The following is a 13,979-nucleotide window of genomic DNA, read 5'->3' as shown; positions in this document are numbered from 1 at the left end:
CGATATCGGCCGCGAGCATTCACTTCCCGATTGTACGGGAAAGTCGGGAAAGACAGACGGAAAAACCGGAAGCTCGAGCGAGACTATGCATTGAGCGAACGCAGGAACTGCGCCTGTGCCATGTCCATCCCGTCATCGGCGCTGTCATCCATTCTCGCCGCTGCCACCGAAAGGGTGCGTGCCGGCACGAAAAGCGCCTTGTCGACGCAGACGCGGGCCGCGTCGCGTACGATGTCGCCGACTTCGGTATGCGGCCACACCGGAAGATCGTGGGAGGCGAGCACCTGTTGCGCGGACTCGAACGAGACAGGCACCAGAATGCATTGTGACTGCGCGCGTGCCAGCAGTTCCTGAAGTTCGCCGTCGAGCGAGGCGATCTTTCCCGGCGAGATGTGCTCCGCCATGATGTAGCTGGCTGCCGCCACGTCGAAATCGCCGAGCATCCATTGTGCGTAGGCCAGACGGTAATAGGCGTACGCCGCGTCATCGCGGTCAAGCGAGACGCGCAAGGCGTTGAGGCAGGCCGCCCGGGCAGAGTTCCAATCCTCTTCACGCGCCAACTGGACCGCAAGCCTCATATGCGAAAGCGGATAGGCAGGAGCGTAGGAGACCATCGCGTTCAAGTGCGGCAATGCGGCTTTCGCGCCTTGCAATTGGGCCAGAATGTCGGCCAACTCCATGTGCGCGTAGAAAAGGTTGTCGGGAATCAGCACGGTGTTCTCGTCGCTGGTGGCGAAAAGACGGTTATAGACCACGCGTTCGGCATAGGAGTTGAAGTATCGTGGGGCCCCGGTCGACGCATAGAGCGCATCCACCTTGTCGACGGCCTCTTCAAGCTTTGAGATCGCCTGGTCGACCTGCCCGGAAAACAGCAGGTCGCGTGCCTTCACACGTTCTGCATCAAGCTCCCTGGCCACACTGAAATCAAGATCCGGTGTGTCGACCCCGTCGATCAAGGCGCTGCTCACGCTTGGCGCAAGCTTCGCCAGTTCCGGATCCCCGTTGGCTTCCACGATCGACATGGCTCGCTGCGCCTTGCCGACGCTGGGCAAGGAGCTCTCTTCGGCGATCCTGTGGAAATCACTCACGGCGCGCTGCAGCAGATCGGCGCGTTGGATGGAAAGCCCGGTGATGTTGTCCGTGCCAAGCACACGGCTGGCGTTCCCGTTGATTTCCACATCGGCGAGTTCCGGCTCCTCCTGGCTTCCCAAGGGGGAGAAACGCTTGTCGCGCAAAGTGAATTGGGGATTGGCATTGCGGGGCGATGCGCCGACGATGTTCAGCGACGCTCCGAACGCACGATAGGTCTCGATGGGGTGCGCCAATCCGCAGGAAGCGACACGTCGCATGAATGCTTCACGAGTGAAGGTCACAGTTGCCATATTGTGGGCTGTGGGGCCGCTGCGCAACACTGCGAGAGGGTCGCTGCCGTCCCCGTCCCCCTGCTCACTGCCGTCGCCGATATCCGTCTGCTGTTCCCCCTGAGGCACCACCATGGTGATGCTGTCAAGGTCCACGTCTTTCATCAGATCGGCGAATTGGGCGTCGATTCGCTCTTCATCGTTTTCGGAACCATCGCCGGTGACGTCGTCATCATGCCCTTGCCCGTCCGAAGTGTCCGGGTTCTCGGACGCGGCAGCCTTCTGCCCGTCGGCATCACTCATATGGTTGCCGTCCGCACCGTCCGATACGCCATTGCCGTCCGAATACCTGCCTGTCGTATGGCTCTGATCCGCCCTCGCTCCATCGGTGTTCGAATCGCTCTGCCCGTGACGAACATTGTCGTTTGCCGATCTGGCAGCAGGATCCGTTCCCTCTTCGTCGGAACCTTGAACGGAGGGCGAGGCAAAGGGCATGGGATCGTGACCTGCCGCCACGGCACTGGCCTGGGAAGGGTCGCCGTGGATGTCGCCGTCCTTGGGGTCGGCCTTGGAGCCGCCCGGCCTCGCCTCCCCGCTTGGCATACGTTCGAATGCACCGAGAGCCTGGGCCATCAGCTTGGAAATCGCCGAATCCTGCTGTTCGACCGCCTCTTCCAAGCCCATGGAATCGATACGGATGGAGACGTTCTGGACGCTGTCATCGACACCGAAGCAGAGCGCGGCGATCATCAGGCCGACACGCAGGTTGTAACGTTGACTCATCACCATGCGTTCGTCGTCGCTCAACGCCACCCAGGTATGCCGTTGCGTGTCATATCTGCTGGCCGGCATCATGGTGCGTCCGGCGGTGGTGAAGGAGACGGCCACATTGCCGAGTTCCAGATTGGAACGGAATTCGGTATCGAAACGATACGGAACCCGTATCTCGCGCAGCAAGGTGGAAAGGGCCTGGCGATAGACCCATTCGCCGCGGCCGGCCGAACCGGAGGTCCGGGCGGAGGCACTGTGACTGGTATCGTCAGCGCTTGGGGCATTTGCTGCGATACGGTCGGCGCTTCGTCGTGCTATCCCGATCATTCGCTGCAACGAGACCGAGCTGGGCTCTCGCAGTTCGATGCCTTCTTTGGGCAAAGGCTTCAACGCCATCAAAGCGGGATTGTCCAGCAACGCATGGTCGATCCGGGCCGCCTGCGCCCGCGTGACCGTATCTTCGATGGGCAGCGCGCCGGTATGCGCATTGTGCTCGAGCCAAACGCTCACGGCCGAAAAACGGTTGAGATTGCCTTCGATGTTCAGCGCCTCCAGCGCCGGTGCCAGGTTCAGCGAATCATCCCAGGTAAAGAAGTAAGCGCCAGAATAGCTGGAAGTATACAGGTGTAACGGTTCGGCACCGTGCACGGCCTCCAGTCCGGCGGAAGGTTTCAAAGCCCCCGCTTCGCGCATCAGATCGGCGAAATAGTCTTCGAGTCCTGAGACACGCAACCCATGGGTCCTCGCCTCCAGGCTGTCGCGCACGCTGCGCCGAATCGCACCGAGCGGCGCTTCCCGGTTGAGCCTGCGGAAGATGTTACCGGCTCCGAAACCAATAAGCTGGCCATCAAGCTGCGGAAGCATGTATGTGGCGAAAAAGGCGATGGCCATCGCATCCCGATATTCCAGATCGAGGCGCAGGCTTTGCGGAAGACGGTAGCGCATCTGTTCCAACGTATAGCGGTTGCCGCGCTTGAGCCAGGAGGCGAGCCAGGCCATCTGACCGAACATATCGCGGCCGACGATACCGCCCTGCACCACGTCTATGCCATGGTTTTCGTCAAACCGACCGAACTCTTTCTCCGGTTTCGCTTCAGAACCGATATGTTGGACGGTGCCGTGCGGCGCGCGGGACCTGCCGGTCTTGCCGCCTCGCATCCTGCTGTCATTGGAGAGTGAAAAGTCGCCTTCCTTGCCGAAAATGAGCGCGGGATCGGCATCGTGGGTGTCCATTTGCGGGTTTCCGCCTAAAAACACCCGGCCGTTGCCGTCGACCAACGCGATCTGGCAGAATTCATTCGGGGCAAGAAAAACTCCCAGAGCGAAAAAACGTCCGTCAAGCTGCGGCAATTGCGCCCAACCAAGTGAAACCCCATCCGGCACATCAGGAAAGTCTTCGAAAACATGCCGCTTGACCATCGGTCCCAATTGGACGGCACGGTTGAAAAGACCTTGCATCATCAGGTTGGCTCCCCTGCCGTCTTTCGCATGCAGCGAGGAAGCGGGGGCTGCCTTGCCGGCAGCGTGGCGCGAAACACCACTGCCGACCATGGTATTCACACGATGTGCAATGCCCCCGGCTCGTTCTACGAACCTGCTGAAACCCGAAGAAGAGGCGAAATCATGCAAATGCTGTGCGAAATTGGACATATAGGTAATTGTTTCAATTCAGCCAGACATAAAGCTTATAGAATAAACATGTGAGTACTTCATCTGTCAGCAACGCACACCGCCACAAGACCGCCATATTCGCGCTTCTGGCGGCAGCGATCATACTTCTGCTCGAATGCTTCGCATTCAACCTGCAGTTCTGGAGCACGCTGGGCGCCAGCCGCGATTCGGTTTCCGCGCTCAACACGCTCGGCCCGGGTCTGGCCCGCCAGAAAGACGGCACGCTTCTGGTCACCGACCCGACCACAGCGTTTCTGAGTACGAAGGCCGATGGAAGCTCACCCTATGTCCGTCTCGATTCGGCCGAATCGACCTTCCGCTTCACCTCGCCTTCGCAGGTTTGGGGATTGGCTCAGAGCGGACAAAACACGCAGGGCACGCAAAGCAAGGTGGACAAACAATCAAAGCCTGCGTTGACGGCCTTCCATATCCGGGTGGACGCCGAAGGGCAGGCCTCTGCCGTCCATTTGGTCGCAACGGCCGTTTCCCGTTCTTGCTATCTGCGCATTCCTCGCCTCGCTCCATCACCCCGGTCCACCGATATCAAGGTCTGGGTCGATGAACCCGCAGGAACCCAGGTCGATATCGCGGCCGTCCATGCCAACGTCCGAGTACCGTTCCACGCCAGTTGGGGACGCGTGGCGGCCATGTTCGTCCTTGTCGTGCTGATCGCGTTGTGGATGCCGACCTCGGTCCTGTGGCAGCGGCGTTTGGACACCTCAAGCGTGTGGCAGCGGCTTACCTTCGCGGCGTTCATCTTGGTGGTCGGCGCGTATGCCTTGGTCTCGATCGTGCAATCCATCGCGGCGTCGACTCCCTCGGCCGCCTTCCGCCAGCCGGGCGCCTACACCTATGATTTCCATCAGTACGGCCATCTGGCGGATTCCCTGCTCCACGGCCAGACCACATTGGATCTGCCTGTGCCACAGGGCCTGAAAGACGCAGCCAACCCCTATGACCCACAAACCCGTGAAACGATGCTGCGCAACGGGGTCACGCCGATCTACTGGGACTACGCGTTCTATCGGGGCCATTGGTATTCCTATTTCGGCATGTTGCCGGCACTGTTGCTTTTCGCTCCCTATCGTCTGCTGACCTCGCTGTTCGTACCCGGCGGGCTGATACTTCCCACGGATGCGGCCGTGGCGTTTCTGCTGTTCCTCTTCACGCTTTTTTGCTCCCTGCTGGTCATCCGGCTGCTGAAAAGGCTGAACCCCAAGACCTCGCTGGCCACGGTTTCGATGGCCATCGCCTTTCTTCTGCTGGGCTCGCAAGTCGGCTATCTGGCATTTCGCATGAACTTCTATTCCGTTCCCTTCGCCGCTTCCCTCGCCTTGAGTTTGATGGGATTATGGTTCTGGTCGGGTTCGTCGTTGCCTCACCGCCATACCTTGGCCATCGGGTCCGCCCCGGCGCTGTCGTGGCCCCATCTTGCCGCAGGCTCGCTGTGCATAGCGGCGAACTTCGGTTGTCGCCCGACATTCGCCTTGGTCTCACTGTTGGCCTTCCCCATATTCTGGCCACAGATCCGCGCGATATTCGTCAAGTCTCCTGCCACGCAACAGTCCGGGAAGCGTAGGGCGATAGCCGGCGCGCTGGCTTCGATATTGCTGCCTGCACTGATCGTGGTGGTGCCGCTGTGCTTCTATAACGCCATCCGATTCGGCTCGCCGCTGAATTTCGGCGATCGCTACCAGCTCACCGTCGCCGATATGACCCATTACCGCAATTCGCCGGCCAACCTGCTGCCCATGCTCGGCTATTACCTGTTGTTGCCGTTGCGCCTCTCCGGTGATTTCCCCTTCCTGTCCATCAGCCCCACACCGTTGGCGGCATGGTGCTATAAGGAACCGTTGGTAGGCGGGCTTTTCATGCTGTGCCCGGCCCTCCTGCTCATCGTCTTGCTGCTGTTGCCGGCCGTCAGAAGACGTATCCGCCGTACCGGCCTGCTTCGCCTAGTCTATTCGGCTTTGCCCCTGGCCTTGCTGCTGCTGCTTGTCGACATCCTCAAAGGTGGCATCGGCTGGCGTTATATGGTCGATTTCGGCTGGTTGGTGGCGCTTTCGGCCATTGTGGTGTCCGGGGCGGTTCTGGGTGACGCCCGGCCATGCAGAAGCAAATCGAAAACCTCATCTGGACCGCAAGCTGCACTACCGGATAAGGAGAAGCCTGCATCAGCGGCAAACCCGCACAATCGGTTTGCGAAGCTCGGTCTTCCTCGTCGGGGAACGGCCGAGATTCCACGGCCCTCAATCGATTGGGGATGTGTGGCCTTGCGCCTGTCCATGCTGCTGCTTCTGCTGCTGAGTGTCGTTCTGGCGTTTCTGATCATCTTCGTCCCCGGTCGCGAGGGCGACCTGAGTCAGGCGAATCCGGCGCAGTTCCAAGCCGTGGCTTCCTGGTTCGTCATGTAGAGGCCATCCGGACGGACCAAACGGTATCAACGATGACGTGTGCTTTACTTTTTAAGGATCACATCGTTGATCGGCTGATGCCCGTATTTACCATTGAAATCAGACAAGGGAACCATCAGGCTGAACAAAGCGATGAGCAGGAAATCAACATCGTTTTTTGGATTGACATAATAGGAGACGACCATGGCGATGACGCATAGGACCACCACAGCCAAGGTCCACAGCCACAATGTTCTTTTCAACAGCCGTTTACTGCGCGCGGTCCTGACGACAAGAAAAACAAGGATTCCTATTATTGAGGCAAAGTATTGAACCACCACGACTAATTCAAGAATCTTGATAGGCCACAGCAACCACATAGGTTCGATATAACCCATGTCCTGCTTGATGGAAGAAACAAAGAACCAAAAGCCAAAAACTGCTAGAAACAAGTCTAAGAGCATCACAAAGATGAGATAAGCCACACCCCAGCCCGATTCCCACTGGCGATGCCACTGTGGGCTGTGACGCTTGAAAATCCAATGATGACCTCTGCTTTCATCGTGAGTATCAGCGTCATGATCGGGATTGGGTGCCATCGCTTCGTCGGCGGGAACCTGCCCTTCACAAGCATCGCTGACCGATTGGTCGACTGTGGCGTCATACGGTATTTGGGCCGACGCATCGGCGGCATCACGGTCTTCATCATCGAAAAACATCTTGCGATCGTGCTTCCTTATTGCCCTATTTCCCGCGATACGGATTCAAGGACCGCCCTGATATTGCGCTCGAAAACATCCGGTTCGGGCAGCAGCGAGACCGCCAGATAGCCGTTTTCGGTCATATCGAAGTAATAGCCGGGCTGGCCGGTCAGGTTGAAATCACGGATCAGGCGCAGCACGAGCGTATTTTCGTCGATGACCGAGGGGAAACGCAGCAGCACGTTCCAACCGCCTTCGGCGCGCAGCACCGAGACCAAACCTGCCTCATCGGCCTCCAGGACGGCATGCAGACGTACAAGGTTGGCCCGAGTTCGTTGCTGCACACGCGCGAGCTGCCCAGGCACCGCAGCGAGCAGTTCCGGCATACGCGCGGCGATGATGTCGCTGAACGGCAGATAATCGTCGGCGATGATGTCGAGCCTGCGTTGCGCCTCCGCCACCAGGTCCTCGGGCCCGCTGACCTGAATCCAGCCGACCTTGGCGTGCGGTGCGGCCAAGAGCTTGGAAAATCCGTCAAGGGCGAACGTCAACGCTCCCGGCTCTCCCGCCAACCTGCGGTTGCCTGCAAACGGCTGCAAAGCATAGTCGTAGAACACCTCGTCGGCGATGATGGCGACATCATGCTCACGGCAAAGCCGGACCAGCGCCTCGCGTTCGGCCCCCTTGACATAGGACCCGGTCGGATTGTTGGGGTTGATCAGAACGATGGCTTGAACTTTCCGCCCTTTCGGGCTTTCCAGTAGTTCGCGCAGCCATACCACGTCGATAAACCACGACCCGTCGAACTGCAGCTGGTATTCGAGCGTATCCACGTTCTCCAGACCGCCGATGGATTCGATCAACGGATAGCCGGGCTTGGGGCCCAAGACGATATCCCCCGGATCGCACATCAGCTTGAACAGCCATGTATAGGCTTCGGATGTGGAGCTCAACAGGTAGAGCCGATCGGGATCGACGGTTTCAAAGGTGTCTCGTTGCGCAGCTGAAGACACAGTCGAGTGTCCACTGTCTTCGCCGACAATGGTCGGGACCTGAAGTCTATTCGTCTCTTCGCGGTTTCGCTGTGTCAGGAATTCGGCCAACTGCCGACGCGCCGTCAGCGGCCCGCGCGGCTCGGCCGTGTATATTCCGGGCACCTGACTCGGTGCGAGACCGTGTTTCGTCGGGTTGGAATCGTTGACGCTGCCGAGCGCGATCCCTCGGTTTCTTGCCTCGGCTTCGGCCTGGGCGATGGGATTGAGCTTAGTCGAGCCGACCCTTGACGAAAAACGCATGATCTTCCATTCACATCCAGAAATATTCAATACCGCAATATTCACAACCATCGTCGATCGACTGTTTCGCCTGCCACTAATCGAAAGGTCAAATCGTGGCCATCAACGACGATTCTATTGTAACTTGTCCGGCAAAACAAAAGTTCCGTCCGGCAGACAACCGAACGGAACCGAAAAAATCAACAATCAGACCAGCTTGGTCGTCGCGTAATATGCAGCGCCCACGATGCCTGCCTCATTGCGCAGCTTGGCCTGCACGATCGGGGTCTTGATATCGATATACGGCAGGAACTTTTCTGCCCTACGGCTCACGCCGCCGCCGACCACGAAGAGGTCGGGACTGAAGTATTTCTCAAGCAAGCCGTAATACTTGGTCAGGCGCTTGGCCCACTTCTTGTAGCCCAGGCTCTTCTTGTCGCGCACCGAGGATGCCGCGTACTTTTCGGCGTCCCCCTTGCCTTTTTCAAGCTGGATATGGCCGAGCTCAGTGTTCGGCAGCAGCACGCCGTTATAGATGAGCGCGGTTCCTATGCCGGTTCCGAGAGTGGTGGCGATGACCAATCCCTCTTGGCCCTTGGCCGCACCGTACTGCTGCTCGGCGAGCCCTGCCGCGTCGGCGTCGTTGACCACGGTGACCGGGCGCCCGCAGGCCCTGGAGAACACTTCGGTGACGTCGAGACCGATCCATGACTTGTCGAGATTGGCAATGAAGTCAAGCGGCTTGCCGGGCTTGATCGGCGCAGGGAACGCGATACCGACCGGAGCGCCTGCAGGCACTTCGAAATGCTCCAGTTGCTGACGCACGACGGCGGCGACAGCATCCGGCGTGGAAACCTCGGGAGTAAGGATCTTCAGACGCGGCAGAGCGAACTCGCCCTTTTCCAGATCCACAGGTGCCGCCTTGATGCCCGAACCCCCGATATCAATGCCAAAGGCCTGTGCTGTCTCAATCATCGCTAACCCCTCTTGGTATTTGCGGAAAAATAATCGTTGACATTGTACCGCACTCGATGGCCAATATCAGCGCCCCGGCTCCTGCATCTGGGATCGAGGCGCGCAGCCTCCCTCACACCGTTATTTGAGCGGCGGCATCGGCTGCCAGTTCGGGTCGTGCAAAAGGCTGCGCGAATCGACCCAGCCCTTGACAATGGCCTTGAGACCGGTCTTGATGTGCTCTCGGTCGACGGCCACGAGGCGAATGACCTCCTTGATAGCAGTCAGCAACGTGCCCAATCCGAAGAGCGCCGGACGGTAGTCGCCGTGGGCCATGAAATAGCGTGCCATGTATCCACGGTTGCGCATGATGTGATACCGGTTCATGTCGGAGGTCGAGTTGAGCTGCCGCAAACCGGCGATGTCCCAGTTGCCGATATCGCGCGTACGCTGGATGATCTTGTCGTCGATGACGATCGGATCGGTCACCTTGCTGGCCAGATAGCCGTAGATCGTATCGTCCCAGTAGATGAAGAAGCGTGGGTCAGGCAGACCGATCTGTTCGACGATATTGCGGCGGAAGAGCCCGCCTTCGAAGCACATCGTGTCCATCGTGCGATAGCCGGAAGGACCGAATGCCGCGGGCGCGATGGGATTGGGGATGCCGAGCGGGACGATGAAATCGTACTGCCAATAGAAATCGCCGCCGTCGTAATCCAGACGCGAACCCTGAATCACGTCGTGCCGCGGCGTCCATTTGGCAAGCTGGCCGATGGCGTTGGGGAGCACCGCCACGTCGTCGTCCATCACCCAGAACCATTCGGCTCCCAGCTCGTAAGCCTTTTTCACACCGTTGGAAAAGCCGCCGGACCCCCCGATATTGCCTTTCTGCGGCGCATAGACCACACGTTGGGTGTTGCCGCTTTCATCAGGCCCGGTCTTGCCCCACTGCGCATCGATCGCGTCGGAAAACTGTTGCACCATCGCTTTGGTGTCGTCACTGTGTTCGTTGTCGACCACAATCACACGCCACGCAGGGGCGCGAAGCGCCTTGATGGAATCGAACAGCCTTGCCAGAAGCTGCTGCCTTTTGTAGGTCACCACGACGATGGCCAGTTTCTCGATCGGCGATGCCGTTGCAGAGACGTCTTTCTTGCCTTCGGCGCCATCGGTATTCACAGTGTTGTTGTTTTCAGTCATACCCTTATTCTTGCACTCGCACACGATGGCGGCAAACAGCCCGGAAAGAACGCCGGGTATCGTCGCACGTCGGACGGCGCATTCGAAAATTCATCAATATGTGCCAAACCGTTTGACTTTTGGGCATACATACGGGTATAGATAGAACCGTAAGTTTCAGGGAAGGTGAAATCCCTTATTGGCGGTAACGGCACTGTCGGTTTCAAAATGACAGCATTGCCGAAGCCCGCGAGCCGTGAAAGCGGTTGATCCGGTGAGAATCCGAGGCCAACGGTAATAGTCCGGATGAAAGAAACGGGGCTCATCATGAGCGATATTTCTGATACCCAAAATCAGTCCGATTCCCATAAGCGGGACAAGACGCAATCCTCACATTCAACCGGTGTAGCGGACAAAGGCCGCTGGTCGACCCAACGCATCGCCATCTACGCGCTGTTCGTGGCCTTGGCGATGGCCGCCTCCTTCATCGAGTTCCCCATCATGCCTGGCGTGCCGTGGCTCAAATACGACCTTTCCGGCATCATCTGCCTGGTCGCGGGCTTCGCGTTCGGCCCGATGGCGGCGTTCATCGTCAGCGTCCTGAGCTGGATTCCCCACCTGTTCATGAATCCGTGGGGTGCGATCATGTCCATTGCCGTCTCCGTGTTCCTGAGCGTTCCGGCAGCCATGGTCTACAAGCGCATGCGCACCCGCGTCGGCGCGTTGGTCGGCATTCTGGTCGGCGTGGTCTTCGGCCTTCTCGCGGCCATCGGCGGCAACATACTCATTACCCCGATTTACGCGCACATGACCACCGCTCAGGTGCTCGCCATGGTGGTGCCGATTCTCCTGCCGTTCAATCTGATCAAATTCGCCATCCACGGCGTGGTCACCTTCGTCATCTACAAGCCGATCTCCAACCTCCTCAACCGCTAGGACACCGCAGAACATGACTACGGTCCCCCGCAAATCAGCCGGTGCCGAGCCTCGTGCGCCTTTTGAAGACCAGGGCTCGGCCTCGGCATACCTCGCCGGGCAAGATTCCGGCAAATCCCTCGAAAGTCCGCGCCATGCGGATTCCAACAGTCAGGCTGGCTCGGCGACGGTCCGCGCAACGGACCGCGCCAACGGGTTCGCGGCGCAACTGGACGGCATTCGTTTCAGCTACGACGGCGGCAAGTCATGGGCGTTAAACGACATCGACCTTGATATCCGTGCCGGCGAACGCCTATGCCTGGTCGGCCCGAACGGATCGGGCAAATCCACTCTGGCAAGGTTGATTGCCGGTCTTGCCGCACCCGATGACGGATCGGTGACCCTGCTTGGCCATGATGTGTTTTCTTCCGGAACCCCGCACAGCGACCAGTACCGCAAGGCACGCAAAAACATCGGCGCGGTCTTCCAGAATCCTGCCGACCAGATCATCACCACTGTGGTGGGCGACGATGTGGCGTTCGGACCGGAAAACCTTGCGCTGCATCCGGATGAGATCACGAAACGGGTCGACGAATCCCTCACTGCTGTCGATATGCACGATTCTATCGACGACGACCCATCAAGGATGAGCGGCGGACAGCAGCAGCGCATCGCCATCGCGGGGATACTGGCCATGCATCCGCAGATGATCGTGCTTGACGAGCCGACGGCGATGCTTGACCTGGAAGCTCAGCATGACGTGCTGCGTGTGCTCGACGCTCTTCAGCAGGCCGGCACCACCATCGTCCATGTCACGCACCGGCCCGAGGAGCTGAAGGCAGCCGACCGAATCCTCAGCCTTGAGAACGGGAAGTTGGTCAGGCTCTCGCAGATCGAGGCCACGCTGAAGCTTTCGGTGACCAACGCGGACGACGCGTCGATGCTGAAACCCGACGGCCTCATCATCGATGCGGATGGTGAACGCCAAGACCACACCCGAAACGCCAGTGCCGGGAGCAACGACACCGTTTCGGCAGGCGCCGTCGCACATCAGCCGCGGAAACCAGGTCATCGCCCGGCCCGCACAAAGGCAAGCCAAAACCGGAACAACGAAACCCCGCAAACACAGGACCACGAACTTTCTGGCGATGAACCCGCGGTGAGTTTCGAGCACGTCTCGTTTAGATACCCCAAGGCCGACAACGATACGCTGCATGATTTTTCGATGCGTATCGAGCAGGGCGAGGTCGTCGCCATCATGGGCCGCAACGGCACCGGCAAGAGCACGCTGACGAGGCTGATGACCGCACTGTCGAAACCCGATGACGGGACGATCAAGGTCGCAGGCATCGATTTGGCTTCGATGTCGCGTCATGACAAAAAAGCGCTTCGTTCCAGCATCGGACTGGTGATGCAGCAACCAGAGCATCAGCTGTTCGCCGAAACCGTACGGCAGGATGTGGCATACGGTCCGAGCAACCTCGGTCTGACGCAGCAAATCGTCGATCAACGTGTCAATCAGGCATTGGCGTTGCTCGGCATCAGCGATCTGGCCGAACGCTCCCCGTTCTCGCTTTCCGGCGGACAGCAACGTCTCGCCGCCATCGCCGGCATCATCGCCTGCGCCCCGAGCATCCTGATCCTTGACGAACCGACAGCCGGCCTCGACACTACGGCCAGCGAACGCATCTACGCGCTGGTACGGACGCTCAACGCGCACGGCGTCACCGTCATCATGATCACCCATTCCCCGCGTCAGGCGCGTCAGCTCGCCGACCGTGTCATCACTCTGGGAGAGACGCACGGCAGCGATGGCGCCGAGAACGGCAACGGCGGCGATACCGGCGAATCCGGCATCGCTGAATCAGCAACGGGCACTGCGATCGGCCAGCAGACGAATCTCGTCGCGCGGCTCGACCCCAGAGTGAAGCTGGTCGTGTTCCTCGTGCTGATGTTCACCTCGTTCATGGTCAGCTCCTTGCCGCAGCTGGGACTCACCGCGCTCATGGTCATCTTTCTCGCGGCGACGGCGAAGCTGGGTCCCAAACGTTTGTTGCGTTCGATGCGCGGTTTCCTGATACTGCTTCTGGTGATGGGAATCGTCAATATGCTCTTCGTACGTACCGGCAGGCCTTTGGTGACCTTCTTCGACTTCCCGATCACCGACGAGGGTGTGATGGCGGCGATACTCTATACCTGCCGTTTCGGGCTCGTCATCCTGCTGGGAATCATTTTGCTGCAAAGCACGACGCCCACGGCGCTGACCGACGGATTCGGCTCGTTGCTTTCCCCGTTGCGTCGTCTCGGTCTGCATACCCAGGAACTGGCGCTGGTGATGAGCCTGGCGCTGCGTTTCCTGCCGACATTGGCCGACGAGGCGCGCAACATCATGGACGCCCAGGCCGCTCGCGGCGGCAGTATCGAAACCGGAACACCGGCTAAACGAATCCAGGCGATCGTGGCCATTATCGTGCCCATTTTCGCCGGCGCGCTTCGCCATTCGGACAACCTCTCGCTGGCCCTCGACGCACGCAGCTACGAGGAGGGCATCCGCCGGACCCATTGGCATGCCATGCATGTTACCGGCAAGGATGTGTGCTTCATCGTGCTGTGCGCACTGTATCTTGCGCTGCTGCTGAGCCTGAAAGCAGGAATCTTCTCGGTGGTAAGACTATAGGTGACGCCGCAAAGCGCTTTTCGGCAAACAAAAACAAGACGGCGAATTCGCCTCTTTCCCGACTCTATCCGGCAAATCCTGAT

Annotated in this window: 8 protein-coding genes and 1 riboswitch; of the genes, 3 read left to right on the top strand and 5 right to left on the bottom strand. The window is 59.2% G+C overall.

Going from position 1 to position 13,979, the window contains the following annotated elements; genetic code table 11:
* Positions 1-83: 83 nt before the first annotated feature.
* Positions 84-3,782 carry a tetratricopeptide repeat protein gene (locus tag OZX64_RS04260; protein WP_277171635.1) on the bottom strand — a complete coding sequence of 1,233 codons (3,699 nt, stop codon included), beginning with the start codon at positions 3,780-3,782 and terminating at the stop codon, positions 84-86.
* A 50-nt stretch (positions 3,783-3,832) separates the two neighbouring features.
* Here OZX64_RS04260 and OZX64_RS04255 point away from each other — a divergent pair, with 50 nt between their 5' ends.
* Entirely contained in the window at positions 3,833-6,217 is a 2,385-nt protein-coding gene (locus OZX64_RS04255) for a glycosyltransferase (RefSeq protein WP_277171633.1), read from the top strand.
* Between the two features lie 44 nt (positions 6,218-6,261).
* On the opposite strand, the gene OZX64_RS04250 is transcribed toward OZX64_RS04255, so the two are convergent.
* The 4 genes from OZX64_RS04250 to OZX64_RS04235 all read right to left on the bottom strand — a co-directional run bounded on the left by OZX64_RS04250 (position 6,262) and on the right by OZX64_RS04235 (position 10,325).
* Positions 6,262-6,915 carry a hypothetical protein gene (locus tag OZX64_RS04250; protein ID WP_277171631.1) on the bottom strand — a complete coding sequence of 218 codons (654 nt, stop codon included), beginning with the start codon at positions 6,913-6,915 and terminating at the stop codon, positions 6,262-6,264.
* 17 nt (positions 6,916-6,932) lie between these two features.
* Entirely contained in the window at positions 6,933-8,192 is a 1,260-nt protein-coding gene (locus OZX64_RS04245; RefSeq protein ID WP_277171629.1) for a pyridoxal phosphate-dependent aminotransferase, read from the bottom strand.
* Between the two features lie 186 nt (positions 8,193-8,378).
* Positions 8,379-9,146: a polyphosphate--glucose phosphotransferase gene (gene ppgK / locus OZX64_RS04240; protein ID WP_277155947.1), complete on the bottom strand. Its 768-nt coding sequence runs from the start codon at positions 9,144-9,146 to the stop codon at positions 8,379-8,381.
* Between the two features lie 120 nt (positions 9,147-9,266).
* Positions 9,267-10,325 (bottom strand): glycosyltransferase family 2 protein, encoded by a 1,059-nt coding sequence (locus OZX64_RS04235; protein ID WP_277155948.1) that lies wholly within the window; start codon positions 10,323-10,325, stop codon positions 9,267-9,269.
* Between the two features lie 148 nt (positions 10,326-10,473).
* A riboswitch (FMN riboswitch) is annotated at positions 10,474-10,626 on the top strand.
* A 5-nt stretch (positions 10,627-10,631) separates the two neighbouring features.
* On the opposite strand from OZX64_RS04235, the gene OZX64_RS04230 reads away from it, so the two are divergent.
* Together OZX64_RS04230 and OZX64_RS04225 are read left to right on the top strand one after the other, a co-directional pair.
* Positions 10,632-11,240, top strand: coding sequence for an ECF transporter S component (locus OZX64_RS04230; protein ID WP_277155949.1), 609 nt, complete (start codon positions 10,632-10,634; stop codon positions 11,238-11,240).
* A gap of 13 nt (positions 11,241-11,253) precedes the next feature.
* Positions 11,254-13,896 (top strand): energy-coupling factor transporter ATPase, encoded by a 2,643-nt coding sequence (locus tag OZX64_RS04225; RefSeq protein WP_277171628.1) that lies wholly within the window; start codon positions 11,254-11,256, stop codon positions 13,894-13,896.
* Positions 13,897-13,979 lie beyond the last annotated feature (83 nt).

It is taken from the genome of Bifidobacterium sp. ESL0704 (assembly GCF_029392075.1).
Taxonomy (GTDB): domain Bacteria; phylum Actinomycetota; class Actinomycetes; order Actinomycetales; family Bifidobacteriaceae; genus Bifidobacterium.
This window is presented reverse-complemented; position numbering and strand designations above follow the sequence as displayed.

Coding starts and splice junctions, on each gene's coding strand:
- OZX64_RS04235 (WP_277155948.1), bottom strand. CDS start 10,325: ATGACTGAAAACAACAACACTGTGAATACCGATGGCGCCGAAGGCAAG.
- OZX64_RS04260 (WP_277171635.1), bottom strand. CDS start 3,782: ATGTCCAATTTCGCACAGCATTTGCATGATTTCGCCTCTTCTTCGGGT.
- OZX64_RS04245 (WP_277171629.1), bottom strand. CDS start 8,192: ATGCGTTTTTCGTCAAGGGTCGGCTCGACTAAGCTCAATCCCATCGCC.
- OZX64_RS04250 (WP_277171631.1), bottom strand. CDS start 6,915: ATGTTTTTCGATGATGAAGACCGTGATGCCGCCGATGCGTCGGCCCAA.
- OZX64_RS04230 (WP_277155949.1), top strand. CDS start 10,632: ATGAGCGATATTTCTGATACCCAAAATCAGTCCGATTCCCATAAGCGG.
- OZX64_RS04225 (WP_277171628.1), top strand. CDS start 11,254: ATGACTACGGTCCCCCGCAAATCAGCCGGTGCCGAGCCTCGTGCGCCT.
- ppgK (WP_277155947.1), bottom strand. CDS start 9,146: ATGATTGAGACAGCACAGGCCTTTGGCATTGATATCGGGGGTTCGGGC.